This window comes from Pseudomonas sp. Marseille-Q5115, from assembly GCF_916618905.1.
Classification (GTDB): Bacteria; Pseudomonadota; Gammaproteobacteria; order Pseudomonadales; family Pseudomonadaceae; genus Aquipseudomonas; species Aquipseudomonas japonica_A.
Window position 1 is genome coordinate 4,988,261 of record NZ_CAKAKI010000001.1, and the last position, 23,039, is coordinate 5,011,299.

At 61.2% G+C, this 23,039-nt stretch carries 18 protein-coding genes; 16 read left to right on the forward strand and 2 right to left on the reverse strand.

All coding sequences use genetic code 11. The annotated features are described in order from the left end of the window. Positions 1-166: 166 nt before the first annotated feature. The 10 genes from rpsF (at position 167) to azu (ending at position 13,914) form a co-directional block, all read left to right on the forward strand. Positions 167-592 carry a 30S ribosomal protein S6 gene (gene rpsF / locus LG385_RS22900; protein ID WP_181110833.1) on the forward strand — a complete coding sequence of 142 codons (426 nt, stop codon included), beginning with the start codon at positions 167-169 and terminating at the stop codon, positions 590-592. Between the two features lie 28 nt (positions 593-620). After that, positions 621-851: a 30S ribosomal protein S18 gene (rpsR, locus tag LG385_RS22905; RefSeq protein ID WP_040260021.1), complete on the forward strand. Its 231-nt coding sequence runs from the start codon at positions 621-623 to the stop codon at positions 849-851. A gap of 37 nt (positions 852-888) precedes the next feature. Further along, positions 889-1,788 (forward strand): hypothetical protein, encoded by a 900-nt coding sequence (locus LG385_RS22910; protein ID WP_225776033.1) that lies wholly within the window; start codon positions 889-891, stop codon positions 1,786-1,788. Positions 1,789-1,808: 20 nt separating this feature from the next. Next, entirely contained in the window at positions 1,809-2,255 is a 447-nt protein-coding gene (gene rplI / locus LG385_RS22915) for a 50S ribosomal protein L9 (RefSeq protein WP_181110831.1), read from the forward strand. A 107-nt stretch (positions 2,256-2,362) separates the two neighbouring features. Continuing rightward, positions 2,363-3,757 (forward strand): replicative DNA helicase, encoded by a 1,395-nt coding sequence (gene dnaB, locus LG385_RS22920; RefSeq protein WP_181110830.1) that lies wholly within the window; start codon positions 2,363-2,365, stop codon positions 3,755-3,757. Positions 3,758-4,014: 257 nt separating this feature from the next. Next, the gene (locus tag LG385_RS22925) at positions 4,015-6,315 is read left to right on the forward strand and encodes a YgiQ family radical SAM protein (protein WP_181110829.1); all 2,301 of its coding nucleotides are present in this window, start codon (positions 4,015-4,017) and stop codon (positions 6,313-6,315) included. Positions 6,316-6,557: 242 nt separating this feature from the next. Then, positions 6,558-9,830: a DUF2126 domain-containing protein gene (locus LG385_RS22930; protein WP_225776034.1), complete on the forward strand. Its 3,273-nt coding sequence runs from the start codon at positions 6,558-6,560 to the stop codon at positions 9,828-9,830. A 31-nt stretch (positions 9,831-9,861) separates the two neighbouring features. After that, the gene (locus LG385_RS22935; protein WP_225776035.1) at positions 9,862-12,348 is read left to right on the forward strand and encodes a circularly permuted type 2 ATP-grasp protein; all 2,487 of its coding nucleotides are present in this window, start codon (positions 9,862-9,864) and stop codon (positions 12,346-12,348) included. Continuing rightward, complete coding sequence (locus LG385_RS22940) at positions 12,345-13,256, forward strand: transglutaminase family protein (RefSeq protein WP_225776036.1); 912 nt, start codon at positions 12,345-12,347, stop codon at positions 13,254-13,256. Before LG385_RS22935 ends, LG385_RS22940 begins: the two co-directional genes overlap by 4 nt. Positions 13,257-13,464: 208 nt before the next feature. Next, positions 13,465-13,914, forward strand: a complete 450-nt coding sequence (azu, locus tag LG385_RS22945; protein ID WP_225776037.1) for an azurin — start codon at positions 13,465-13,467, stop codon at positions 13,912-13,914. A gap of 21 nt (positions 13,915-13,935) precedes the next feature. Here azu and pncB read toward each other — a convergent pair whose 3' ends face one another. Next, complete coding sequence (pncB, locus tag LG385_RS22950) at positions 13,936-15,132, reverse strand: nicotinate phosphoribosyltransferase (protein WP_225776038.1); 1,197 nt, start codon at positions 15,130-15,132, stop codon at positions 13,936-13,938. 464 nt (positions 15,133-15,596) lie between these two features. Here pncB and LG385_RS22955 point away from each other — a divergent pair, with 464 nt between their 5' ends. From LG385_RS22955 to LG385_RS22980, 6 genes are all read left to right on the forward strand, one after another. Beyond that, positions 15,597-16,733 (forward strand): branched-chain amino acid ABC transporter substrate-binding protein, encoded by a 1,137-nt coding sequence (locus tag LG385_RS22955; protein ID WP_225776039.1) that lies wholly within the window; start codon positions 15,597-15,599, stop codon positions 16,731-16,733. A 144-nt stretch (positions 16,734-16,877) separates the two neighbouring features. Continuing rightward, a complete protein-coding gene (locus tag LG385_RS22960; protein ID WP_181111275.1) occupies positions 16,878-17,792 on the forward strand; it encodes an ABC transporter permease subunit in 915 nt (304 codons plus the stop codon). A gap of 2 nt (positions 17,793-17,794) precedes the next feature. Further along, positions 17,795-19,078, forward strand: a complete 1,284-nt coding sequence (livM, locus tag LG385_RS22965) for a high-affinity branched-chain amino acid ABC transporter permease LivM (RefSeq protein WP_225776040.1) — start codon at positions 17,795-17,797, stop codon at positions 19,076-19,078. Further along, on the forward strand, positions 19,075-19,950 hold the full coding sequence (locus LG385_RS22970) for an ABC transporter ATP-binding protein (protein ID WP_181121548.1): 876 nt from the start codon (positions 19,075-19,077) through the stop codon (positions 19,948-19,950). Before livM ends, LG385_RS22970 begins: the two co-directional genes overlap by 4 nt. Continuing rightward, positions 19,947-20,663: an ABC transporter ATP-binding protein gene (locus tag LG385_RS22975; protein ID WP_225776041.1), complete on the forward strand. Its 717-nt coding sequence runs from the start codon at positions 19,947-19,949 to the stop codon at positions 20,661-20,663. Before LG385_RS22970 ends, LG385_RS22975 begins: the two co-directional genes overlap by 4 nt. Positions 20,664-21,164: 501 nt before the next feature. Continuing rightward, positions 21,165-21,923, forward strand: coding sequence for an SDR family oxidoreductase (locus LG385_RS22980; protein WP_225776042.1), 759 nt, complete (start codon positions 21,165-21,167; stop codon positions 21,921-21,923). Here the strand turns inward: LG385_RS22980 and LG385_RS22985 are convergent. Further along, positions 21,883-23,025 (reverse strand): AGE family epimerase/isomerase, encoded by a 1,143-nt coding sequence (locus LG385_RS22985; protein ID WP_225776043.1) that lies wholly within the window; start codon positions 23,023-23,025, stop codon positions 21,883-21,885. The genes LG385_RS22980 and LG385_RS22985 overlap by 41 nt on opposite strands. Positions 23,026-23,039 lie beyond the last annotated feature (14 nt).

Sequence of the window (23,039 nt, forward strand, 5' to 3'; positions counted from 1 at the left end):
TGGTCAAATATTCGCCAATCACCTTGCGTTGCCCAGGGCCCTTCTCTACAATTGCGCCCCTTGCCCTGGCGGCAGGCTTACCAGCGCCCGCCTAGGCATGTACCAAGCACTATTCACTCCTTGTCTGACCGGTACCTCGGCAGGCTACAACCCGTAAGGAGCATTCATGCGTCATTACGAAATCATCTTCCTGGTCCACCCGGATCAGAGCGAGCAAGTCGGCGGCATGGTCGAGCGTTACACCAAGCTGATCGAAGAAGACGGTGGCAAGATTCACCGCTTGGAAGACTGGGGCCGTCGTCAACTGGCCTATGCAATCAACAACGTTCACAAGGCTCACTACGTGATGCTGAACGTCGAATGCACCGGCAAGGCCCTGGCCGAGCTGGAAGACAGCTTCCGCTACAACGATGCCGTTATCCGTAACCTTGTGATCCGTCGCGACGAAGCCGTTACCGGCCCGTCCGAAATGCTCAAGGCTGAAGAAAACCGCAGCGAGCGCCGTGAGCGTCGTGACCGTCCTGAGCAAGCTGAAAGCGCCGACGGCGACGACAGCGACAACAGCGACAACAGCGACAACGCTGACGAGTAATCCACGGATCTTTAGAGGAGCCTGTTAAATGGCACGTTTCTTCCGTCGTCGTAAATTCTGCCGCTTCACCGCAGAAAACGTTAAAGAGATCGATTACAAGGATCTCAACACCCTGAAAGCTTACGTATCTGAAACCGGCAAGATCGTTCCAAGCCGTATCACGGGTACCAAGGCTCGTTATCAGCGTCAGCTGGCTACCGCTATCAAGCGCGCCCGCTTCCTGGCCCTGCTGCCTTACACCGACAGCCACGGCCGCTGATACGGGCTTTGTCGACAAGCCGTAAAGGATAGAGCGCATGCGTGCCTTGGCTGATTTCATCATGCGGGGTCGTATGCAAGCCACCCTGGTGGTGGCTGGATGTGCGGCGTTGCCGCTGTTGTTCTGGTTGAGTGCCGCCGCAGGTTGCCTTGTGCTGCTGCGGCGGGGGCGAAGCGACGCCATTGCCGTCCTTGCCTGGGGAATACTGCCGGCGTTTGTCTGGTGGTACTTCGATGAACCTCGCACCCTAATGGTGTTGCTGGGTTCGCTGGGGCTCGCGGCGCTGCTGCGCGCGGGATGGCCCTGGAGCAAGGTGTTGCTGGCGAGTGTCGGCCTGGGTGTGGTGTATGGCGTGGTACTGGGAGCCGCCTTCGGCGAAGCCCTGAACCAGCTGGCGGTGGCCATGAACAGCCACCTGCCTGACCTGCTCGGCGACATCTACCAGCGCTTGTCGCTGGAAGAGCAAGCCCACCTGGAGGCGTTGATCGCTCCGGTACTGATCGGATTGATAGCAGCTCTGTTGCAGGCCATCAGCCTGTTGGCCCTGATACTGGGGCGCTACTGGCAGGCCGTGTTGTATAACCCCGGCGGTTTCGGGCGCGAGTTTCGCGCCACGCGAATCCCCGGTGCCGTAGCCCTCGCGCTATTGGCGTGCATGCTGGTGGGGCCGCACTTCGGTCCCAGGGTGGCGATGTTGACCCCCCTGTGCAGCGTGCCGCTGATGTTCGCGGGCTTCGCCCTGGTGCATGGGTTGGTCGTACGCGGCAAGCTCGGGCGCTTCTGGCTGGTAGGGTTGTACGTCACGTTCCTGCTGTTCATACAGCTGGCCTATCCGTTACTGGTGGCTGTGGCCATTGTCGACAGCCTGATTGATTTTCGCGGCCGCCTGGCGCCTGAAAAAGGCAACGACCAGGGCTCCGCGAACGGTGAAGGTTAAAGTTAAGAGGTTAATACCAAATGGAACTGATCCTGCTGGAAAAAATCGCCAACCTGGGCAACCTGGGCGACAAGGTAAACGTAAAGGCTGGTTACGGTCGTAACTACCTGCTGCCACAAGGCAAGGCTACTGCCGCGACCGCCGCCAACCTGGCTGCGTTCGAAGCTCGCCGTGCTGACCTGGAAAAAGCAGCTGCCGACAAGAAAGCCTCCGCTGAAAGCCGCGCCGCTCAACTGGCCGAGCTTGAAGTCACCATCACCGCAACCGCGGGCGATGAAGGCAAGCTGTTCGGTTCGATCGGTACTCACGACATCGCTGACGCACTGACCGCCTCCGGCGTTGAAGTTGCCAAGGCTGAAGTTCGTCTGCCGAACGGCACCATCCGTAACGTCGGTGAATACGACGTAGCCGTGCACCTGCACAGCGACGTTGAAGCTACCGTTCGCGTTGTGGTTGTAGCCGCCTGAGCCATTGGCTGGCCGCTCGGCCAGCCAGCGGTTTAACATGGGGCACGGCCCTGTCTTCGACAGGTCGTGCCCTTTGTTTTTTATGTACCCCTCAGATTCCGCCGGTTATGAACGAAATCTCGACGCCTGAACAATACGACCTGCAAACCGCCGCGCTCAAGGTTCCACCTCACTCCATCGAGGCCGAACAAGCTGTGCTCGGTGGCTTGATGCTGGACAACAATGCCTGGGAGCGGGTACTGGACCAGGTGTCGGATGGCGACTTCTACCGGCATGACCACCGCCTGATCTTCCGCGCGGTGGCTCGCCTGGCTGACCAGAACCTTCCATTCGATGTGGTCACGCTGCACGAGCAGCTGGACAAGGAAGGGCAGAGCAGCCAGGTCGGCGGCCTTGCTTATCTGGGCGAACTGGCCAAGAACACGCCGTCGGTCGCCAACATCAAGGCGTACGCTCAGATCGTTCGCGAGCGCGCAACCCTGCGCCAATTGATCAGCATCAGCAGCGATATCGCTGACAGTGCCTTCAATCCGCAAGGGCGGAACGCGTCCGAAATCCTCGATGAAGCCGAGCGGCAGATCTTCCAGATTGCCGAGGCACGCCCCAAGACCGGCGGCCCGGTAGGCGTGAATGATCTGTTGACCAAGGCCATCGACCGCATCGATACCCTGTTCAATACCGATCAGGCGATCACGGGCCTGTCCACCGGCTATGCCGACCTGGACGAAAAGACCAGCGGCCTGCAGCCGTCCGACCTGGTGATCGTGGCAGGGCGACCGTCCATGGGTAAAACCACGTTCGCCATGAACCTGGTAGAAAACGCGGTACTGCGCAGCGACAAGGTAGTGCTGGTGTACTCCCTCGAAATGCCAGGCGACTCGCTGATCATGCGTATGCTGTCGTCGCTGGGCCGTATCGATCAGACCAAGGTACGAACCGGCCGCCTGGACGACGACGATTGGCCACGGCTCACTTCGGCGGTGAACCTGCTCAACGACCGCAAGCTGTTCATCGACGATACAGCCGGCATCAGCCCTTCGGAGATGCGTGCACGTACGCGTCGCATCGTGCGTGAGCACGGCGAGATCGCCATGATCATGATCGACTACCTGCAGTTGATGCAGATCCCCGGCTCGAGCGGCGACAACCGTACGAACGAGATTTCGGAGATTTCCCGCTCGCTGAAGGCCCTGGCCAAGGAATTCAACTGCCCCGTGATCGCCCTGTCCCAGCTCAACCGCTCGCTGGAACAACGCCCGAACAAGCGCCCGGTGAACTCCGACCTACGGGAATCGGGAGCGATCGAGCAGGATGCTGACGTGATCATGTTCGTCTACCGTGACGAGGTGTACCACCCCGAAACCGAGCACAAGGGCATCGCCGAAATCATCATCGGCAAGCAGCGGAACGGCCCGATTGGTACCGTGCGCCTGGCGTTCATCGGGAAGTACACTCGGTTCGAGAACCTGGCGCCGGGCAGCTATCAGTTCGATGACGAATAATCGGGGAACATCCTGCGCTCGGTGATGCTGCGTTAAAAACAGGCTCGGAATGCTCATTTACAACTAGTAAACTGGAGCGCCAGCCCGGTCCGCTTCCTCGCCTGTTTTTGCCTTGCCTGACCTTCGCTCGAATATTCCCTGCAGAGCCATCGAATAGCCTATATCCGACAAAGGCCGTCGGATTTGGTCATTTTTTGTGCTATCCTCCGCGGCCGCGAATTCGCGCGGGTCCATTCGCCATAACACCGGTCATCACCATGCAAGCAGCCAAGCCATTATTCGACTATCCGAAATACTGGGCCGAATGTTTCGGGCCGGCGCCTTTCCTGCCGATGAGCCGGGAAGAAATGGACCAGCTGGGATGGGATTCCTGCGACATCATCATTGTGAGCGGTGATGCCTATGTCGATCATCCCTCGTTCGGCATGGCGATCATCGGTCGGCTGCTCGAAGCCCAGGGTTTCCGAGTGGGCATCATTGCCCAGCCGGATTGGACTTCCAAAGCCGATTTCATGAAGCTGGGCGAGCCGAACCTGTTCTTCGGCGTTGCGGCCGGCAACATGGATTCGATGATCAACCGCTACACCGCAGACAAGAAAATCCGCTCCGACGACGCGTACACCCCCGGCGGCCTTGCCGGCAAGCGGCCGGACCGCGCCAGCCTGGTGTATAGCCAGCGCTGCAAGGAAGCCTACAAGCACGTGCCTATCGTGCTGGGTGGCATCGAGGCGTCGCTGCGGCGGATCGCGCATTACGACTACTGGCAGGACAAGGTCCGCCATTCGATCCTGATCGACGCCTGTGCCGATATCCTTCTGTACGGCAACGCCGAGCGCGCCGTAGTAGAAGTGGCTCAAAGGCTGGCGGCTGGGCAGCCGATCGAAAGCATCACGGATATCCGCGGCACCGCTTTCGTGCGCCGGGATACCCCCCAGGGCTGGTACGAGGTGGACTCCACGCGTATCGACCGCCCGGGCAAGGTCGACAAGATCATCAACCCGTATGTGAACACACAGGACACCCAGGCCTGCGCCATCGAGCAGGAAAAAGGCCCGGTGGAAGATCCCACCGAAGCCAAGGTCGTGCAGATCCTCGAAAGCCCGCGCATGACCCGCGACAAGACGGTCATCCGCTTGCCGTCCTTCGAGAAGGTTCGCAACGACGCCGTGCTCTATGCCCACGCCAACCGCGTATTGCACCTGGAAACCAACCCGGGCAATGCCCGCGCGCTGGTGCAAAAGCACGGCGAAGTAGACGTGTGGTTCAACCCGCCGCCCATTCCCATGACCACCGAGGAAATGGATTACGTGTTCGGCATGCCCTACGCGCGCGTCCCGCACCCGGCGTATGGCAAGGAAAAGATCCCCGCCTACGACATGATCCGCTTCTCAGTGAACATCATGCGCGGCTGCTTCGGTGGCTGCACGTTCTGTTCCATTACCGAACACGAAGGCCGGATCATCCAGAACCGTTCCGAAGAGTCGATCATCCGCGAGATTGAAGAAATCCGCGACAAGGTGCCCGGCTTCACCGGCGTTATTTCGGACCTGGGCGGGCCGACCGCGAACATGTACCGCATCGCCTGCAAAAGCCCGGAGATCGAATCCGCGTGCCGCAAGCCTTCGTGCGTGTTCCCGGGGATCTGCCCCAACCTGAACACCGATCACTCATCGCTGATCCAGCTGTACCGTAGCGCCCGCGCCTTGCCCGGTGTGAAGAAGATCCTGATCGCCTCGGGCCTGCGCTATGACCTGGCGGTGGAATCGCCGGAGTATGTGAAGGAATTGGTCACCCACCACGTGGGCGGCTACCTGAAGATCGCCCCGGAGCACACCGAGGAAGGCCCGCTCAATCAGATGATGAAGCCGGGCATCGGGAGCTACGACCGCTTCAAGCGCATGTTCGAGAAGTACTCGAAGGAGGCGGGAAAAGAGCAGTACCTGATCCCGTATTTCATCGCCGCGCACCCTGGCACCACTGACGAAGACATGATGAACCTGGCCCTGTGGCTCAAGGGCAATGGCTTCCGCGCCGACCAGGTGCAGGCGTTCTATCCGTCACCCATGGCATCCGCTACCGCCATGTACCACTCGGGCAAGAACCCGCTGCGCAAGGTCACGTACAAGAGCCCAGGTGTGAGTATCGTGAAAAGCGAGGCCCAGCGCCGGCTGCACAAGGCCTTCCTGCGCTACCACGACCCGAAGGGCTGGCCAATGCTGCGCGAAGCCCTGGAACGCATGGGCCGTGCCGATCTGATCGGCTCGGGTAAAAACCAGTTGATCCCGGCGCACCAGCCTGACGCGGACACCTACACCAGCGCGCGGCGTAAGAACTCAACCCCTGCCGGTAGCCACAAGGTCGCCCGCGAGCAGCGTATTCTCACGCAGCACACCGGCCTGCCGCCGCGCGGTAGTGACGGCAGCAAGCCTTGGGACAAGCGGGAGGAGGCCAAGGCTGCGGCACAGGCGCGCCGCGATCAGGCTGCTCGGGCTGGCAAGGGAAATACCAGCGCCAAGGGCAAGCGCAAGCCTAGCCGGCAACCGGTGCTTCCTCGCTGATCGAAAGGCTGTCACATACAGGGAGAAGGGCCGTTCCGCTGATCCTGAGGGATCAGCGGTGGCTCCAGGCCTGCCTGCACAGCGCCTGGTTTATTAACGTAGCCCCCGTGGATAGAACAGCGGTTGGTTGAGTCCAACCAGAGCACCGCGGGCTGAGCCAGCTATGCATAACCGACAGCAGGGTTGTGCTGGCACAACTCTTGCGCTGTTTCCCTGACCGTTTGGCCTGCAGGAGGCACGCTGTGTCGATACATGTCGCGTTAAACCACATTACCGACTATCGCTACGACCGCGCGGTGGAGCTAGGGCCGCAGATAGTCCGGCTGCGCCCAGCGCCTCATAGCCGAACACGCGTTCTTTCCTATTCGCTAAAGGTTCTGCCCGAAGGCCATTTCATCAACTGGCAGCAGGACCCGCAGGGCAATTACCTGGCGCGGCTAGTGTTCCCGGAGAAAACCGAGCGGTTCAGGATCGAGGTGGACCTGGTCGCCGAAATGGCCGTGTTCAACCCGTTCGATTTTTTCCTTGAGCCCTATGCTGACGCCGTTCCGTTCAGTTATGCACCTGATGAGCGCCATGAACTGGCCCCCTATCTGGAAAAACTGCCGCTGTCGCCTCGGTTCGCTGCTTACGTCGAAAGTATCGAGCGCGAGCCCAAGCCAACCGTAGACTTTCTGGTTGCGCTGAACCAGCGCATCAGCCAGGACGTGCGCTACCTCATCCGTATGGAGCCGGGGGTGCAAACACCCGAGCAAACCCTGGAACTGGAATGCGGCTCTTGCAGGGATTCGGCCTGGCTGCTGGTACAGGTGCTGCGCAACCTCGGGATGGCGGCGCGTTTCGTGTCCGGATACCTGATTCAGCTTACCGCTGACGTGAAAGCGCTGGACGGGCCAGCCGGTACGGACGTGGATTTCACCGACCTGCACGCCTGGTGCGAAGTTTACCTGCCAGGCGCTGGCTGGATCGGCCTGGATGCCACGTCGGGTCTGTTTGCCGGGGAAGGGCATATCCCACTGGCGTGCAGCCCGGACCCCACTTCCGCTGCGCCCATCACCGGCAGGGTAGAGCCATGCGAATGTGATTTCGCGCATTCCATGTCGGTGCGCAGGATCTGGGAAGCGCCGCGCGTTACCCGGCCTTACAGCGAAGACCAATGGCAGGCCATACTCGCGCTGGGCGAGCACATCGACGCCGACCTGCTGGCGGGTGACGTGCGCCTGACCATGGGCGGCGAACCCACGTTCGTGTCTGTGGACCACCCAGACGGCGCCGAATGGAACACCGCCGCCCTCGGGCCGAACAAACGCAAGCTTGCCACTGATCTGTATCAGCGCTTGCGAGCACGCTACGCCACCGGCGGGCTGGTGCACTTCGGCCAGGGGAAATGGTACCCGGGCGAACAGTTGCCGCGATGGTCGCTGAATGCCTTCTGGCGCACGGACGGCGAGCCGATCTGGCACAACCCCCGCCTGATTGCCAATGAGCAGGAGAGCTACGCTGCCGATACCGAGTTGGCGGCGCGCTTTCTGGTACAGGTGGCCGAGCACATGGGGTTACCTGGAGACTTCGTTTTTCCAGCCTACGAAGACAGCCTTTACTACCTCTGGCGCGAGGGCACGTTGCCGACGAATCTGAGCGTCAGCGATGCTCGCCTGGCCGACCCGCTGGAGCGTGAGCGCCTGCGCAAGGTGTTTACCCAAGGCCTGGACCAAGTGGTTGGCCATGTGTTGCCGCTGGCGCGTACCGCCGCAGGTGACCGTTGGCACAGCAGCCGCTGGTACCTGCGCGACGAGCAGTGTCGCCTGTTGCCCGGCGATTCGGCTCTGGGTTATCGGCTGCCGTTGAATTCTCTGCCGTGGGTCCAGGAAAGCGATTACCCCTTCATCAACGCCCGTGACCCCAACCAGGCGTTCTCGCCCCTTGCGCTGCAGCAGCCGGCAGCGTCGGTGCAAGGCCGTTACGAAGGCAGCGCCCCCAAAGCAGGCGAATCGGCGGGCTGGATTGCCCGTACCGCATTGTGCGCCGAACCCAGAGACGGCCGGCTTCACATCTTCATGCCGCCGCTTGAGCGGCTGGAAGACTACCTTCAATTGGTAGAAGTGGTTGAGGCAGTAGCCGAAGGGTTGCGCTGCCCGCTGGTGCTGGAAGGCTACGAGCCACCGGCCGACCCGCGTCTGCAGAACCTGCGCATTACGCCCGACCCTGGCGTTATTGAAGTGAACGTTCAGCCTTCGGCGAGCTGGGCGGAGCTGGTGGATCGTACCGAATTTCTTTATGAGCAGGCGCGGCTCACCCGCCTGGCCAGCGAGAAGTTCATGATCGACGGCCGCCATACCGGTACTGGTGGTGGCAACCATTTCGTGCTTGGCGGGGCCACGCCTGCAGATTCTCCCTTCCTGCGTCGCCCAGACCTGCTGCGTAGCCTGGTGAGTTACTGGAATGATCACCCCTCGCTTTCGTACCTGTTCTCCGGGCTGTTCATCGGGCCCACGTCACAGGCCCCAAGGGTGGACGAAGCGCGCAGCGATGCCCTTTACGAGCTGGAAATCGCCTTCTCGCAAATGCCCGCCCCTGGCGAGGAGGCCGCGCCCTGGCTGGTAGACCGCCTGCTGCGCAACCTGCTGACCGACGTAACCGGCAACACCCACCGCGCCGAATTTTGTATCGACAAGCTGTATTCGCCCGACAGCGCCAGTGGCCGCCTTGGCCTGCTGGAATTGCGCGCGTTCGAAATGCCGCCCCATGCCCGCATGAGCCTGGCGCAGCAGTTGCTGTTGCGTGGGCTGGTGGCGCGGTTCTGGAAAGCACCCTATGCCCCAGAACGCCTGACTCGCTGGGGCACGGAACTGCATGACCGCTTTCTGCTTCCCCATTTTGTGGCTCAGGACTTCGCCGATGTGCTTCATGAGCTCACGCTGGCGGGCTATCCGTTCAAGGCAGAATGGTTCGCGCCGCACCTGGAGTTTCGCTTTCCCAAGGTGGGCGACTATGCGGTGGCCGGGATCGAGCTGGAACTGCGCCAGGCTCTGGAGCCTTGGCACGTGCTGGGCGAGGAGGGTGCCGCCGGGGGCACCGTGCGCTACGTGGACTCCTCGCTCGAGCGCATGCAGGTGAAAGTGACGGGCATGGCGCCGGGGCGTTATGTGCTTACCTGCAATGGCCTTCCGGTACCGCTGCGTGCCACTGGAGTCGCCGGCGAGTTCGTTGCGGGCGTGCGCTACCGTGCGTGGCAGCCGGCCAACGCATTGCACCCGAACATCGCACCCCATGCGCCCCTGGTATTCGACTTGGTCGATACCTGGATGCAGCGTTCGTTGGGCGGCTGCCAATATCATGTGGCACACCCGGGTGGGCGTAACTACGACACCTTCCCGGTCAATGGCAACGAAGCCGAAAGCCGGCGGCTGGCGCGTTTCTTCCGGGTCGGCCACACTCCCGGAACGCTTGTCGCGCCACCTGCACAGGTTAACGAAGCGTTTCCCATGACACTGGACATGCGCCGTTTCCAATGAGTCGGGCCCACTACCTGTAGCCGAGCGTTTCATGCCAGACCTGCTTGAACACTACCTGCGCACCGCGGGTAGCTATCACGAAATGCTCGACCCCGCTGGCGCGGTAAGGCCGCACTGGCGGCGCCTGCTCGACCACCTGCAACGCAGCAGCCCCGCGCAGCTGGCCCAGCGGCAGGACATGCTTAACCGGCAGATTCACGAAAACGGTGTGACCTACAACGTGTATGCCGACCCCAAGGGTGCGGACCGGCCGTGGGAGCTGGACCTGCTCCCCAACCTCATCGAGCAGGGCGAATGGCAGTACCTGGCCGCCGGCATCGCCCAGCGGGCACGCTTGCTCAACGCGGTGCTGGCGGACATCTACGGCCCGCAAACCCTGATGCAGGAGGGGTTGCTGCCGTCCGAGCTGGTGTTTGGCCATAACAATTACCTCTGGGCCTGTCAGGGTATCCGCCCGCCCGCAGATATTTTCCTTCACCTGTATGCGGTGGATCTGGCCCGCAGCCCCGATGGGCGCTGGTGGGTAACCGCAGACCGTACGCAGGCCCCCTCGGGGGCGGGCTATGCGCTGGAAAACCGCATGATCGTGTCTCGCGCATTTCCCGACCTTTACCGGGACCTGCAAGCGCGGCACTTGGCTGGCTTCTTCCGGGCACTGCAGGAAACCCTCGCCCGGCTAGCCACGGCGGGCACCGATACGCCCCTGGTGGTGGTGCTGACGCCTGGGCGCTTCAACGAAAGTTATTTCGAGCACCTCTACCTGGCCCGACAGTTGGGCTACCCGCTGGTTGAAGGCACTGACCTGACCGTGCGCGATGCCACGGTGTACCTCAAGACACTCAATGGGCTGCAGCGCGTGCACGCCATATTGCGCCGCTTGGATGACGACTTCTGCGACCCGCTTGAGCTGCGTACCGATTCCGCCCTGGGCGTGCCTGGGCTGTTGCAATCAGTACGCGAAGGCCGGGTGCTGGTAGCCAACTCACTGGGCAGCGGCGTGCTGGAGTCCCCTGGGCTGCTTGGGTTCTTGCCTGCGATCAACGAGCACCTGTTTGGCGAGAAGCTGATGTTGCCGTCCATTGCTACCTGGTGGTGCGGGGAGCCCCCGGTGATGGCGCACGCCTTGGAGCACATGGCCGAACTGGTGTTCAAGCCGGCCTTCCCGTCGCAGAGCTTTGGGCCGGTGTTCGGGCGAAACCTCGATGGAGCGCAGCGCAAAGCCTTGGGCGAGCGGATCAAGGCTCGCCCCTATGCCTATGTTGGCCAGGCCATCGCGCAGCTGTCCCAGGCGCCGGTGTGGCATGGCGACAGCCTTGGGTTGCAGCCTCGCGCGGTTGGCATGCGCATGTATGCGGTGGCGGCTGAAGAGGGCTACCGCGTGCTGCCGGGAGGGCTGACCCGGGTAGCCGCCCACGCCGACGCCGAGGTGATCGCCATGCAGCGCGGCGGCGCCAGCAAAGATACGTGGATACTTGGCGAGCCGGCGCCCAGCGCCGAGCAGTGGCGCGCACAACGGGCCCTTGGGGCGCAGGACGTGATCCGGCGAGACCCTTACTTGCCCTCTCGGGTGGTCGAAAATCTGTTCTGGTTCGGGCGCTATTCGGAGCGGTGTGACGACAGTGCCCGGTTGCTGCGGATCGTCCTCACCCGCCACGTGGAAGGGGACGACGCGCAGGCATTGCATGCTGCGGTCGCGCTGGCGCAGGCCCTGAATGTAATGCCCGATGAAAGTGAACTGGAAGCCGGGCTGCTCACGGCGCTGGTGGGCGCTGACTGGCCGTTCAGCCTGCGCAACAACCTGCAACGGCTGCAATGGGCGGCGTCGCAGGTACGCGGCAAGCTTTCGCGTGAAAACTGGCATGCATTGGTCGAATTGCAACGGGAATCGGCACGCCTGGAGCTGCTGGGCACTGACCTGGGCGAAGCCCTGGATCTGCTCAACCGTTTGGTAGTGTCACTGGCGGCACTGTCCGGCTTTGCGCTGGATGACATGACCCGCGACGAAGGCTGGCGCTTCCTGATGATCGGCCGGCGCCTCGAGCGTTTGCACTTCCTGTGCACCAGCCTGGCGGCCAGCCTGCGCAGTGGACAGGTATTCGAGCCTTCGGCGCTGGAGTGGCTGCTGGAATTGGCGAACAGTAGCATTACCTACCGCTCACGCTACCTGGCCGAAGCGCAACTGATCCCTGTGCTCGACCTATTGCTGCTTGACCCCCAGAACCCACACGCCGTGTTATTTCAGCTCCGGCAGGTGGTGCGGTCGCTACGGCGGCTGCACGATGACTTGCGCATACCACGCGATAATTCGTTTGCAACACTGATCGAGCGGCTTACGGTATTCGATCTGGGTGCCTTGGAATACTCCTTGTTCGGGGTAGGCAGCGTACGGGTGGTGCTGGGTGGGTTAGCGGATCTGCTCGATGAGGTAGGCGATGCCAGCAGCCATGTGTCCGACCGCCTTGCATTGCGCCATTTCGCTCATGTGGATGATGTCAGCCAGCAAACGGTATCGGTATGACAGGCACTTGTTATCAGGTGATGCATGACACCCACTACGCGTACGACGCCCCGGTATCGCTGGCCAAACAGCTGGCGCACTTGTGGCCGCGCCCTTGTGCGTGGCAGTTATGCCGCAATCAGTCACTTGAGGTGTCACCACTGCCTACCCAGCGGATCGACGAATACGATGTATTCGGCAACCCGCTTACCCGCCTGGCCTTTGAGCGGCCCCATGACGCGCTCACGGTCAAGGCGCGGCTGGAAGTGGAAGTGCTGCCTCGCCGGGCGCCTGACACGCGATTGTCGCCCGCCTGGGAAATGGCCCGTGACAGCTTGTGCTACAGCGGTCAGCCAATGCCACGGGATTTGCTGAAGGCGTGCCGCTTCCGCTTTGAGTCGCCCTTTATTCGATTGAAGAAGCACTTCGTCGCGTTCGCTGACAGCTGTTTCCCTCCAAACATGCCTTTGCTCGAAGGCGCTCAGGTGCTGATGGGCAAGATCTTCAACGAATTTACCTATGACGCTAACGCCACCGGCGTGGCGACCCCTTTGCTGGAAGTACTGGAGCAGCGGCGCGGGGTGTGCCAGGACTTCGCCCACCTGATGATTGCCTGCCTGCGGTCCCGGGGGTTGGCTGCGCGCTATGTCAGCGGTTATCTGCTGACCCAGCCGCCGCCTGGCAAGCCTCGGCTCATCGGCGCGGACGCCTCCCATGCCTGGGTCGCTGTATATTGCCCGGCCAATGGCTGGGTAGAGTTCGACCCCACCAACAACGTGCGGCCCGGGCTGGGCCACGTCACGCTCGCATGGGGGCGGGACTTTTCCGATGTATCCCCCCTGCGTGGGGTGATCCTGGGCGGCGGCAGCCACGACCCTGAGGTACAGGTGACCGTGACCCCCATTGAAGAAGCGCTGCCTACTGGATGATCAGTGTGGCTGACCCGCGTTGTACTCTGGCTCGGCGCCACTGGCACCACACGCGTATGCGGCAAGCAGGCTACGAAAGAAGCTGTTGAAACCCATGATGGTTCTCCTCAAGTGATGTTGAGAAGCCTACGCCCGGCAGGCAAGATGGGCACTTTGAATGTGTTCATGGGCCCGATAGACAAGCGGCCCACTGCCCTGGAGTGTATGCATGTTGCTCAAAGCCGTTTTCGCCAGTTTGCTTGGCCTGGTTGCCGTTCCCGCTCTGGCGGCGCAGTGCGAGGTAACGGTCGATTCCACCGACCAGATGACTTTCGATCAGAAGGAAATCACCGTCAGCAAAAGCTGCAAGGCCTTCAAGGTCACGCTTACCCACTCCGGCGCGCTGCCGGTGCAGGTGATGGGGCATAACTGGGTGCTCAGCAAAACGGCCGACATGCGCAACGTGGCCAGCGATGGAATGTCGGCTGGCGCCGAAGAGGGCTATCTCCAGCCGGAAGACAGCCGGGTAATCGCGCATACGCGCATGATCGGCGCGGGCGACCAGGACAGCGTCACCTTCGATGCTTCCGCTCTCGACCCCGCCGGCCAGTACAGTTTCTTCTGCACTTTCCCCGGGCATATCTCGATGATGCAAGGCACCTTGAAGCTGGTGGACTAGGTCCAGCCAAACCCCGCAGTGCTACATCACCTTGAACACATGCCGCAGGTAGGACACGAAATTCGGGTCGCGGCATTGGGTCTTGGCCGCTTCGTCGGAGATCTTCGCCACGGGCTGGCCATTGCAGCTGGTCATCTTCAGCACCATGCTCATAGGCGCCACCCCGTCGATATCGCACGTGAGGTTGGTGCCGATGCCAAAGCTCACATTGATGCGCCCGCGTAGAGCGCGATACAGGTTAAGCGCACGGGGGAGGTCCAGGCCATCTGAGAACACCAGGGTTTTGGTCATTGGGTCGATGCCCAGCTTACGGTAGTGGGTGATGGCTTTTTCGGCCCAGAGCAGCGGGTCACCCGAGTCATGGCGAAGGCCGTCGAACAGCTTGGCGAAGTACAGGTCGAAATCGCGCAGGAAGGCATCCATGGTGATGGTGTCTGTAAGAGCGATGCCTAGCAGGCCGCGGTATTCCCTGACCCAACAATCCAGCGCGGCGATCTGGCTGTCGATCAGCCGGGGGCCGAGCTGCTGGTGCGCCATTACCCATTCATGCGCCATGGTGCCCAATGGCTTGAGATCGTATTTACGCGCCAGGTACACATTGCTGGTACCTACGAAGCGTGCCGGAAATTCCGCCTTGAGCAGGCGGACTACTTCATCCTGGACGCCGAAGGAAAACCTGCGGCGTGTACCAAAATCGGCCACCTGCAGGCCTGCCAGTTCATCCACCGTGGCGTTGGCGACCAGCCAGTCGAACTTGCGGTACAGCTGATCCCGGGCTTTCTGCAGCGTCACGCCTGGATGGAGCGTGCGGTTGCGAACCTCGCTCACCATTGCCAGCAATGGCACCTCGAACAGAATCACATGCAACCACGGCCCACGCAGGCGGATGTACAACTCATCGTGCTCGATGCCCAGCTGCACATACCGCAGATTGAATCGGAACAACCCCAGGAAGCGCAGAAAATCAGGCTTCATAAAGCTGATATTTTCCAGGAAGGCGGCTTCCTCGTCGGCCAGGCTCAATTCACACAAGCGCTCCAGTTCCCACCGCAGCTCATCCAGATAAGGGCGCAGGTCCTCGCCGTTGCGGCAGCGAAACTCCCACTCCACATCTGTATTGGGGTAGTTGTGCAGCACCGCCTGCATCATGGAGAGCTTGTACAGGTCAGTGTCCAGCAGTGAGTGAATCACGCGTGGGCGGAAGGGTGAATCGATCATCAAGGGCTCCGGGTTGGCCAACACATTTCAGACAACGGTTCGGCTGAAAAGTATGGCATGCACACTTGTGCCACTTCTCGGCGCATGAGGCGGGATGTTACAGAACACAGTTTGTGCCAGCCTTCTGCGGTGGCTCCGCAGCACGGCCGGGGTGGTGCGCGATGTAGCGGGCGCGCACCGAGATTGTGCAGTTCCGTTACGCTTGTTGTTACGCCTTGGTTGCGCTGACTTGCCGGTCATGGTTGCTCTTCACGCCAGCGTCAGGTTGCCCCTTTATTGTAACGAGGTATCACTATCTTCGTGTTAGACGGTTGCACGTCCCGTTTGGTCGACCTGCAGGGAGCGCGCTTGAAACTTCAGCCTACGACTTTACGCGCATGTAAAAATTGATGGCACGCCGCTTGCTCGGAGCATGACGCTGAAGCTGTTGTGCCAACCAAAAAAACGTTCAGGAGCATCACCTCATGTCGCAGACGTTTTACAAGAAAGGCTTTCTGGCCCTGGCGGTCGCTACCGCAATGGGCGTTGCGTCGTATGCACAGGCGGACGTGAAAATCGGCGTTGCTGGCCCCATGACCGGTGCCAACGCTTCGTTCGGTGAGCAGTACATGAAGGGTGCGCAGGCTGCGGCCGATGCCATCAACGCCGCGGGGGGCGTTAACGGGGAAAAGATCGTGCTGGTGGCAGGCGATGATGCCTGCGAACCCAAGCAGGCTGTGGCCGTTGCCAACCGGCTGGTAGACCAGGACAAAGTGGTAGGCGTTGTAGGGCACTTCTGCTCGTCCAACACCATTCCAGCGTCGGAAGTGTATAGCGACGCGGGTGTTATCGCGATCACCCCTGGCTCCACCAACCCGCAGGTTACCGAGCGTGGCCTCAAGACCATGCTGCGGATGTGCGGCCGTGACGACCAGCAAGGCATCGTTGCCGGTGATTACATCGTCGACATGCTGAAGGCCAAGAAAGTCGCGGTAATCAACGACAAGGACACCTATGGCAAGGGCCTGGCCGATGCGACCTCTGCCCAGCTGAAAAAGCGCGGTGTAACGCCCGTGCTGGAAGAAGGCCTGACCCGCGGCGAGAAAGACTTCAGCGCCCTGGTCACCAAAATCCGCGGCACCGGCGCCGACGTGGTGTTCTTCGGCGGCCTGCACCCGGAAGCCGGCCCGCTGGTTCGCCAACTGCGCGAGCAGGGCCTCAAGGACGTCAGGTTCGTATCTGACGACGGCATCGTGACCGACGAGCTGGTGACTACTGCCGGCGGCGCTCAATACGTTGATGGCGTGTACATGACCTTTGGCGCAGACCCCCGCTTGCTGCCCGATTCCAAGGCTGTTGTAGACCAGTTCCGCAAGAGTGGCTACGAGCCCGAAGGCTACACCCTGTATGCCTACGCTTCGCTCCAGGCCATTGCTGCCGGCCTGAACGGCGCCAAGGCAAACGATGGCGAAAAAGCCGCTGAGTGGCTCAAGGCGCACTCGGTCAAGACCGTAATGGGCGAAAAAACCTGGGACAGCAAGGGCGACCTGAAAGTCTCCGACTACGTCGTGTACCAGTGGGGCCCGGACGGCAAGTACAAGCAACTCGAAAAACAAAAATAAGCTCCGCGCCAGGGCGAGCAGGGCAATGGCCCGCCCGCCCTGGCTGCACTTCCAACTTGCCTGCGCAACATTGCAGGCACGCGCGTTTCGGCCTGCGCCGAGGCGTGAGTGCCTGGCGCCCCAATACGTTCACGAGAGTGCATGATGGACGGTATTTTCCTGCAGCAAATGGTCAACGGGCTGACCCTGGGGTCGGTCTACGGGCTGATTGCCATCGGCTACACGATGGTTTACGGCATCATCGGCATGATCAACTTCGCCCATGGCGACGTGTATATGGTCAGCTGCTACCTCTCCGCTATCGGCTTGGCGGTACTGTCCCTCTTCGGCATCGATTCTTTCCCATTTCTGATTCTCGGCACGCTGATCTTCACGATTGTGGTGACCGGCGTGTACGGGTTCGTGATCGAGCGCGTGGCATACAAGCCTCTGCGTAACTCCACGCGGCTTGCGCCCTTGATCAGCGCCATCGGTATTTCGCTGATCCTGCAGAACTACGTGCAGATCAGCCAGGGCTCGCGCCAGCAGGGCGTACCCACCTTGCTCGAAGGCGGCTGGCGCTTCCACATAGGCAGTGGCTTTGTGCAGCTGAGCTACACCAAGGCGTTCATCATCGTGGCAGCGTTCGTCGGCATGGCGGTGCTCACCTACATCATCAAGTACACCAAGCTGGGCCGGATGTGCCGGGCCACGCAGCAAGACCGCAAGATGGCCTCTATCCTGGGCATCAACACCGACCGGGTGATTTCCTATGTATTCATCATCGGTGCAGCCATGGCCGCGCTGGCCGGTGTGCTGGTGACCATGAACTACGGCACCTTTGACTTCTATGCCGGCTTCATCATCGGGATCAAGGCGTTCACTGCGGCGGTGCTGGGCGGTATCGGCTCGTTGCCGGGCGCCATGCTGGGCGGGCTGATCCTCGGCGTGGCCGAGTCGCAATTCTCCGGGCTGGTGAACTCGGATTACAAAGACGTGTTCAGCTTCGGCCTGCTGGTGCTGATCCTGATCTTCCGTCCCCAAGGCCTGCTGGGTCGCCCACTTGTGGCGAAGGTGTGACCATGTCTTCCGCGATCAATAAACCTGTCAATCTCAAGAAAAGCCTTATCGATGCGATCGTTGCCGGCCTGCTGGCGCTGATCGTATTCGGCCCCATCGTGGGTATCGTGCTCGATGGCTATGGGTTCAACCTGCAACCGGCGCGTACCGCCGTGCTGGTCGCCGTAGTGATGGCCGGGCGCTTCCTGCTCAGCCTGTTCCTGCAAACACCCAAGGGCCTGAGCATCCTCCAAGGGTTCGAAGGCAGCGGCGGGGGCGTGCACGTGCTGGCGCCAGACTACAAATCCCGGCTGCGCTGGATCATCCCGCTGCTGATCGTGATTGCCCTGGTATTCCCGGTGTTCGCGAACAAGTACATGCTCACCGTGGTGATCCTGGGCTTGATCTACGTACTGCTCGGGCTGGGCCTGAACATCGTGGTAGGGCTGGCGGGCCTGCTGGACCTGGGCTACGTGGCGTTCTACGCGATCGGGGCCTATGGCCTGGCGCTCGGCTATCAATACCTGGGGCTTGGCTTCTGGTCGGCGTTGCCGTTGGCGGCTATTGCTGCCGCATTGGCCGGTTGCATTCTGGGCTTCCCGGTACTGCGAATGCACGGGGACTACCTGGCCATCGTGACCCTGGGCTTCGGTGAGATCATTCGCCTGGTGCTGAACAACTGGCTGGACTTCACCGGAGGCCCCAACGGCGTGCCTGTACCTTCGCCAACCATCTTTGGGCTGGAGTTCGGTCGGCGGGCAAAGGATGGCGGCATTCCGATCCATGAATACTTCGGCTTCGAATACAACCCGGATCTCAAGTTCCTGTTCATCTACGCCGTGCTGTTCCTGGTGGTGATGGCGGTGCTGTACATCAAACATCGCCTCACCCGCATGCCCGTGGGCCGTGCATGGGAAGCGCTGCGCGAGGACGAAATTGCCTGCCGCGCCATGGGCCTCAACCATGTGTTGGTGAAGCTGTCTGCGTTCACCCTTGGGGCCTCGACCGCTGGCCTGGCAGGGGTGTTCTTTGCCAGCTACCAGGGCTTCGTGAACCCTGCCTCGTTTACCTTCTTCGAGTCGGCCCTGATCCTCGCCATCGTCGTGCTCGGCGGGATGGGCTCCACGGTGGGTGTGGTGATCGCCGCGTTCGTGCTCACGGTAGCGCCAGAACTGCTGCGAAGCTTCGCCGAGTACCGGGTGCTGCTGTTCGGCATTCTCATGGTGTTGATGATGATCTGGCGACCGCGCGGGCTTATTCGCATCAGCCGCACCGGGGTAGTGCCGCGTAAAGGAGTGGCGCCATGAGCGACGATATCATTCTGTCCGTTGAACACCTGATGATGCAGTTCGGCGGTATCAAGGCGCTGAGCGACGTTAACTTGCAGGTAAAGCGCAACTCGATCTTCGCCTTGATCGGCCCCAACGGCGCTGGCAAGACCACCGTGTTCAACTGCCTCACCGGCTTTTACAAGGCCACCGGTGGGCGCATCCAGCTGAATGCGCGCTCGGGCAGCGTAGAAGTCATCAAGCTGCTGGGCGAGCCGTTCAAGGCCACGGACTTCGTGGCGCCGAACCGCTTTTTCAGCCGGCTTTACTACAAAATGTTTGGCGGTACCCATTTAGTGAACCGTGCAGGGCTGGCGCGTACTTTCCAGAACATTCGACTGTTCAAGGAAATGTCCGTGGTAGAAAACCTGCTGGTAGCCCAACACATGTGGGTCAATCGCAACATGATTGCCGGCATTCTTAATACGCCCGGTTATCGCAAGGCCGAGGAGCGGGCGCTGGAGACGGCGTTCTACTGGCTTGAAGTGGTCGACCTGGTGGACTGCGCCAACCGCCTGGCCGGTGAGCTTTCCTATGGCCAGCAGCGTCGGCTGGAAATTGCCCGGGCCATGTGCACCCGGCCTCAGGTGATTTGCCTGGACGAGCCGGCCGCCGGCCTCAACCCGCAGGAAACCGAAGCGCTGAGTGGCATGATTCGCCACCTGCGGGACCACCACGACATGACTGTGGTGCTGATCGAGCATGACATGGGCATGGTGATGAGCATTTCCGATGAAATCGTGGTGCTGGACCACGGCAACGTGATTGCCACCGGCAAACCCGAGCAGATCCGCAATGACCCCAAAGTGATCGCAGCCTACCTGGGCGCTGACGAAGAGGAACTGGTATGACCGCGCCCATCCTCGAACTGAAAGCCATCGACGTATATTACGGGCCGATCCAGGCGCTGAAGCAGGTATCCCTGCACATCGACCCGGGTGAAACGGTCAGCCTGATCGGTTCCAACGGGGCAGGAAAGTCGACCTTGCTGATGTCCATTTTCGGTCAGCCGAGAGTGGCCAGCGGGCAGATCTTCTACCAGGGCACGGACATCAGTCAGAAGTCCTCCCACTACATCGCGTCCAACGGCATCGCGCAGTCGCCGGAAGGCCGCCGGGTTTTCCCGGACATGTCCGTGGAAGAAAACCTGATGATGGGGACTATCCCCATCGGGGATAAATACGCTGGCGAAGACATGCAGCGGATGTTCGACCTGTTCCCTCGCCTGAAGGAACGCCGCAACCAGCGGGCAATGACCATGTCGGGCGGTGAGCAGCAGATGCTGGCCATCGCACGAGCCTTGATGAGCCGGCCCAAGCTGTTGCTGCTGGACGAGCCGTCGCTGGGCCTGGCGCCGATCGTGGTGAAGCAGATTTTCGCCACCCTGCGAGAGCTGGCCCAGTCCGGTATGACTATTTTCCTGGTGGAGCAGAATGCCAACCATGCGCTGAAGTTATCCGACCGGGCCTATGTGATGGTCAACGGGCAGATCCGCATGAGCGGCACTGGGAAGGAGTTGCTGGCCAACGATGACGTCAGGAACGCCTATCTGGGCGGCCATTGACAACATCGCGCAGCCTTTCACGGCCGGTCGGAAATGTGGAAAACATTTTTGAACCGGCTGTGGAATGCGACCTGAAGTCGCATTTGATGTTTACTTATCCCCAATCGTTATTAGCCCACAACTCCCGTGGACCAGCCTGTGAATAACTTGGTGGCACAACGCTATGTGCCGCGGAAATCGTGGCTTTCAGGCCTATGATCATTTTTTGATCAACAGCGTTGTGCATTAGAGCCCGTTTAAAAGTCAAGCCTTGACAGCCACCGTCCAGATCGCTAAGTAGCCTGTGGATAACTCTGTGGGAAACCCTTGGAAATACGTGCCTAGAGGCCGTGTTGCAAGACCCCGCCAGGTTGCGAATCGCTGAAAGGATTCTCCGCCGAGCGGTAATTACACCGGAAGAACCGCCGCTTTTAACGTTGTGCCGCCTCTCTGCGCCGGGCATTCTGGGCGCTGATCTCATCCATCCGACCAGCCAAGCGCTGGCGCAAGCAGGAGAACGCAATGACCTCCACTGTTTTTATCACTGGCGCGACCTCTGGTTTCGGTGAGGCCTGTGCCCGGCGCTTTGCCGAAGCCGGCTGGTCCTTGATCATCACCGGGCGGCGCGAAGACCGCCTTCAGGCGCTGGCCAAGGAACTGTCCGAAAAGGTAGAAGTATTGCCGCTGGTGGTGGACGTTCGCGACCGCAAGGCCATGGAAGCCGCTATCAACGGCCTGCCAGAGCAGTTTTCAACCCTGACCGCGCTGGTGAACAACGCAGGCTTGGCCCTTGGCGCGGATCCGGCGCCCAAGTGTGACCTTGATGATTGGGAAACCATGGTCGACACCAACATCAAGGGGCTGCTGTATACCACGCGCCTGTTGCTGCCGCGCCTGATCGCCCACGGCAAGGGCGCTGGTATCGTGAACCTCGGTTCCGTGGCAGGCAGCTATCCCTACCCCGGTAGCCATGTATACGGCGGCACCAAGGCGTTCGTGAAGCAGTTTTCGCTCAACCTGCGCTGCGATCTGCAAGGCACCGGTGTACGGGTGACCGACCTTGAGCCGGGCATGTGCGAAAGCGAATTCTCACTGGTGCGTTTCGGCGGCGACAAGGCCCGTTACGATGCCACTTACGCCGGTGCCGAGCCTATTCAGCCCCAGGATATCGCCGACACCATCTACTGGATTCTGACCCAGCCCGCGCACATCAACGTGAACCGCCTCGAAGTAATGCCGGTTACTCAGTCGTGGGCGGGCTTTGCGGTACATCGCCAGTAACCGGGCTGATGACGTTCGCCAGCGCCGCCAGGCATGTATAAAGGTGGTATGGGGTGGTGGATGGCATGTCGTGCCGGCTCACTACCCCACTGGCGTCACGGCATTCGAACCAGCCCTCGGGGCGCATGAACTGTTCACGTAGCTGCAGCAGGCCAGTCGTCAGCGTAGCGGCGCGCTGCGGCAACAAGCTCAACGCGCGCAGGTATTCGGCGTGTGCCCAGACGCGGCGGGTGCCGTCGAGCAGCGTGCCGTTCGCGGTAAGCATCGCGCATACCGCCCCCTCTTGCAGGCCCTGTTGCTCGGAGCGAACCAGCGCTTCGGCCATGTCCTTGGCGAGCGCGTGGTTCTCCAGGCGGGGTGACGAAGCGAGCAAGTAGAACCACTCGAACTGATGGCCTGGCTCATACCAGTTATCCACAGCCGAGCACGGTTTCTCCAACAACACGCCGTGACGTGCGTCGAAAAACTCCCGATGCATGGCATCACAGAGTGCGCTGAGCGCGGCGGTGGTCTGCGCGTCCGGCCGCGCGTCGAGGCTGGCCAGGAACGCTTCAGCCAGGTGCATAAGTGGGTTCTGCAACGGGCCCTGGCCAAGGTCGCTCCAGTCTCGATCCAGGCACGCTTCGTAAAGGCCATTGTTGGTAGCAAAGCGTTGTACCGCCGCCAGCGCCTGGTCCAGGCAGGCTTCGGCCTCCGGCGCTTGGCGAACGTAGTGGGCGCACGCAAAAACGACAAAGGCGTGGGTATAGAGGTCTTTGCGGGTATCCAGCGGCGCGCCTTGGGCATCGACGCTGTAGTACCAGCCGCCGTTTACCGGGTCGGCGAAGTACCGGTTGAGCGAGGTAAATAACATGGCCGCCCGTTCCCGCGCGCCAGGACGATCTCCCAGCGAGGTGAACACGAACAACTGCCGGGCGCAGGCCATGGCGCGGTAGCGTTGCGGCGGGAGTGGCTGATGACCCTCGCTCAGTGCTTCGTAAGGCAGCTCAAGGGCGCTGTTCCAGCCTGGGCCTTCCCACAACGGCACGATGGTGTCGAGGAAATGCGCCCACACCGTGGCGTAGGTTTCGGCAAGCGGGGTGTTCACGAAGGAGGCAGGCATGGACGGCTTCATGG

What these genes read in the sequence shown, in the direction of transcription:
- rpsF (WP_181110833.1), top strand. Translation starts at nt 167, where the DNA reads ATGCGTCATTACGAAATCATCTTCCTGGTCCACCCGGATCAGAGCGAG.
- rpsR (WP_040260021.1), top strand. Translation starts at nt 621, where the DNA reads ATGGCACGTTTCTTCCGTCGTCGTAAATTCTGCCGCTTCACCGCAGAA.
- LG385_RS22910 (WP_225776033.1), top strand. Translation starts at nt 889, where the DNA reads ATGCGTGCCTTGGCTGATTTCATCATGCGGGGTCGTATGCAAGCCACC.
- rplI (WP_181110831.1), top strand. Translation starts at nt 1,809, where the DNA reads ATGGAACTGATCCTGCTGGAAAAAATCGCCAACCTGGGCAACCTGGGC.
- dnaB (WP_181110830.1), top strand. Translation starts at nt 2,363, where the DNA reads ATGAACGAAATCTCGACGCCTGAACAATACGACCTGCAAACCGCCGCG.
- LG385_RS22925 (WP_181110829.1), top strand. Translation starts at nt 4,015, where the DNA reads ATGCAAGCAGCCAAGCCATTATTCGACTATCCGAAATACTGGGCCGAA.
- LG385_RS22935 (WP_225776035.1), top strand. Translation starts at nt 9,862, where the DNA reads ATGCCAGACCTGCTTGAACACTACCTGCGCACCGCGGGTAGCTATCAC.
- LG385_RS22940 (WP_225776036.1), top strand. Translation starts at nt 12,345, where the DNA reads ATGACAGGCACTTGTTATCAGGTGATGCATGACACCCACTACGCGTAC.
- azu (WP_225776037.1), top strand. Translation starts at nt 13,465, where the DNA reads ATGTTGCTCAAAGCCGTTTTCGCCAGTTTGCTTGGCCTGGTTGCCGTT.
- pncB (WP_225776038.1), bottom strand. Translation starts at nt 15,132, where the DNA reads ATGATCGATTCACCCTTCCGCCCACGCGTGATTCACTCACTGCTGGAC.
- LG385_RS22955 (WP_225776039.1), top strand. Translation starts at nt 15,597, where the DNA reads ATGTCGCAGACGTTTTACAAGAAAGGCTTTCTGGCCCTGGCGGTCGCT.
- LG385_RS22960 (WP_181111275.1), top strand. Translation starts at nt 16,878, where the DNA reads ATGGACGGTATTTTCCTGCAGCAAATGGTCAACGGGCTGACCCTGGGG.
- livM (WP_225776040.1), top strand. Translation starts at nt 17,795, where the DNA reads ATGTCTTCCGCGATCAATAAACCTGTCAATCTCAAGAAAAGCCTTATC.
- LG385_RS22970 (WP_181121548.1), top strand. Translation starts at nt 19,075, where the DNA reads ATGAGCGACGATATCATTCTGTCCGTTGAACACCTGATGATGCAGTTC.
- LG385_RS22975 (WP_225776041.1), top strand. Translation starts at nt 19,947, where the DNA reads ATGACCGCGCCCATCCTCGAACTGAAAGCCATCGACGTATATTACGGG.
- LG385_RS22980 (WP_225776042.1), top strand. Translation starts at nt 21,165, where the DNA reads ATGACCTCCACTGTTTTTATCACTGGCGCGACCTCTGGTTTCGGTGAG.
- LG385_RS22985 (WP_225776043.1), bottom strand. Translation starts at nt 23,025, where the DNA reads ATGCCTGCCTCCTTCGTGAACACCCCGCTTGCCGAAACCTACGCCACG.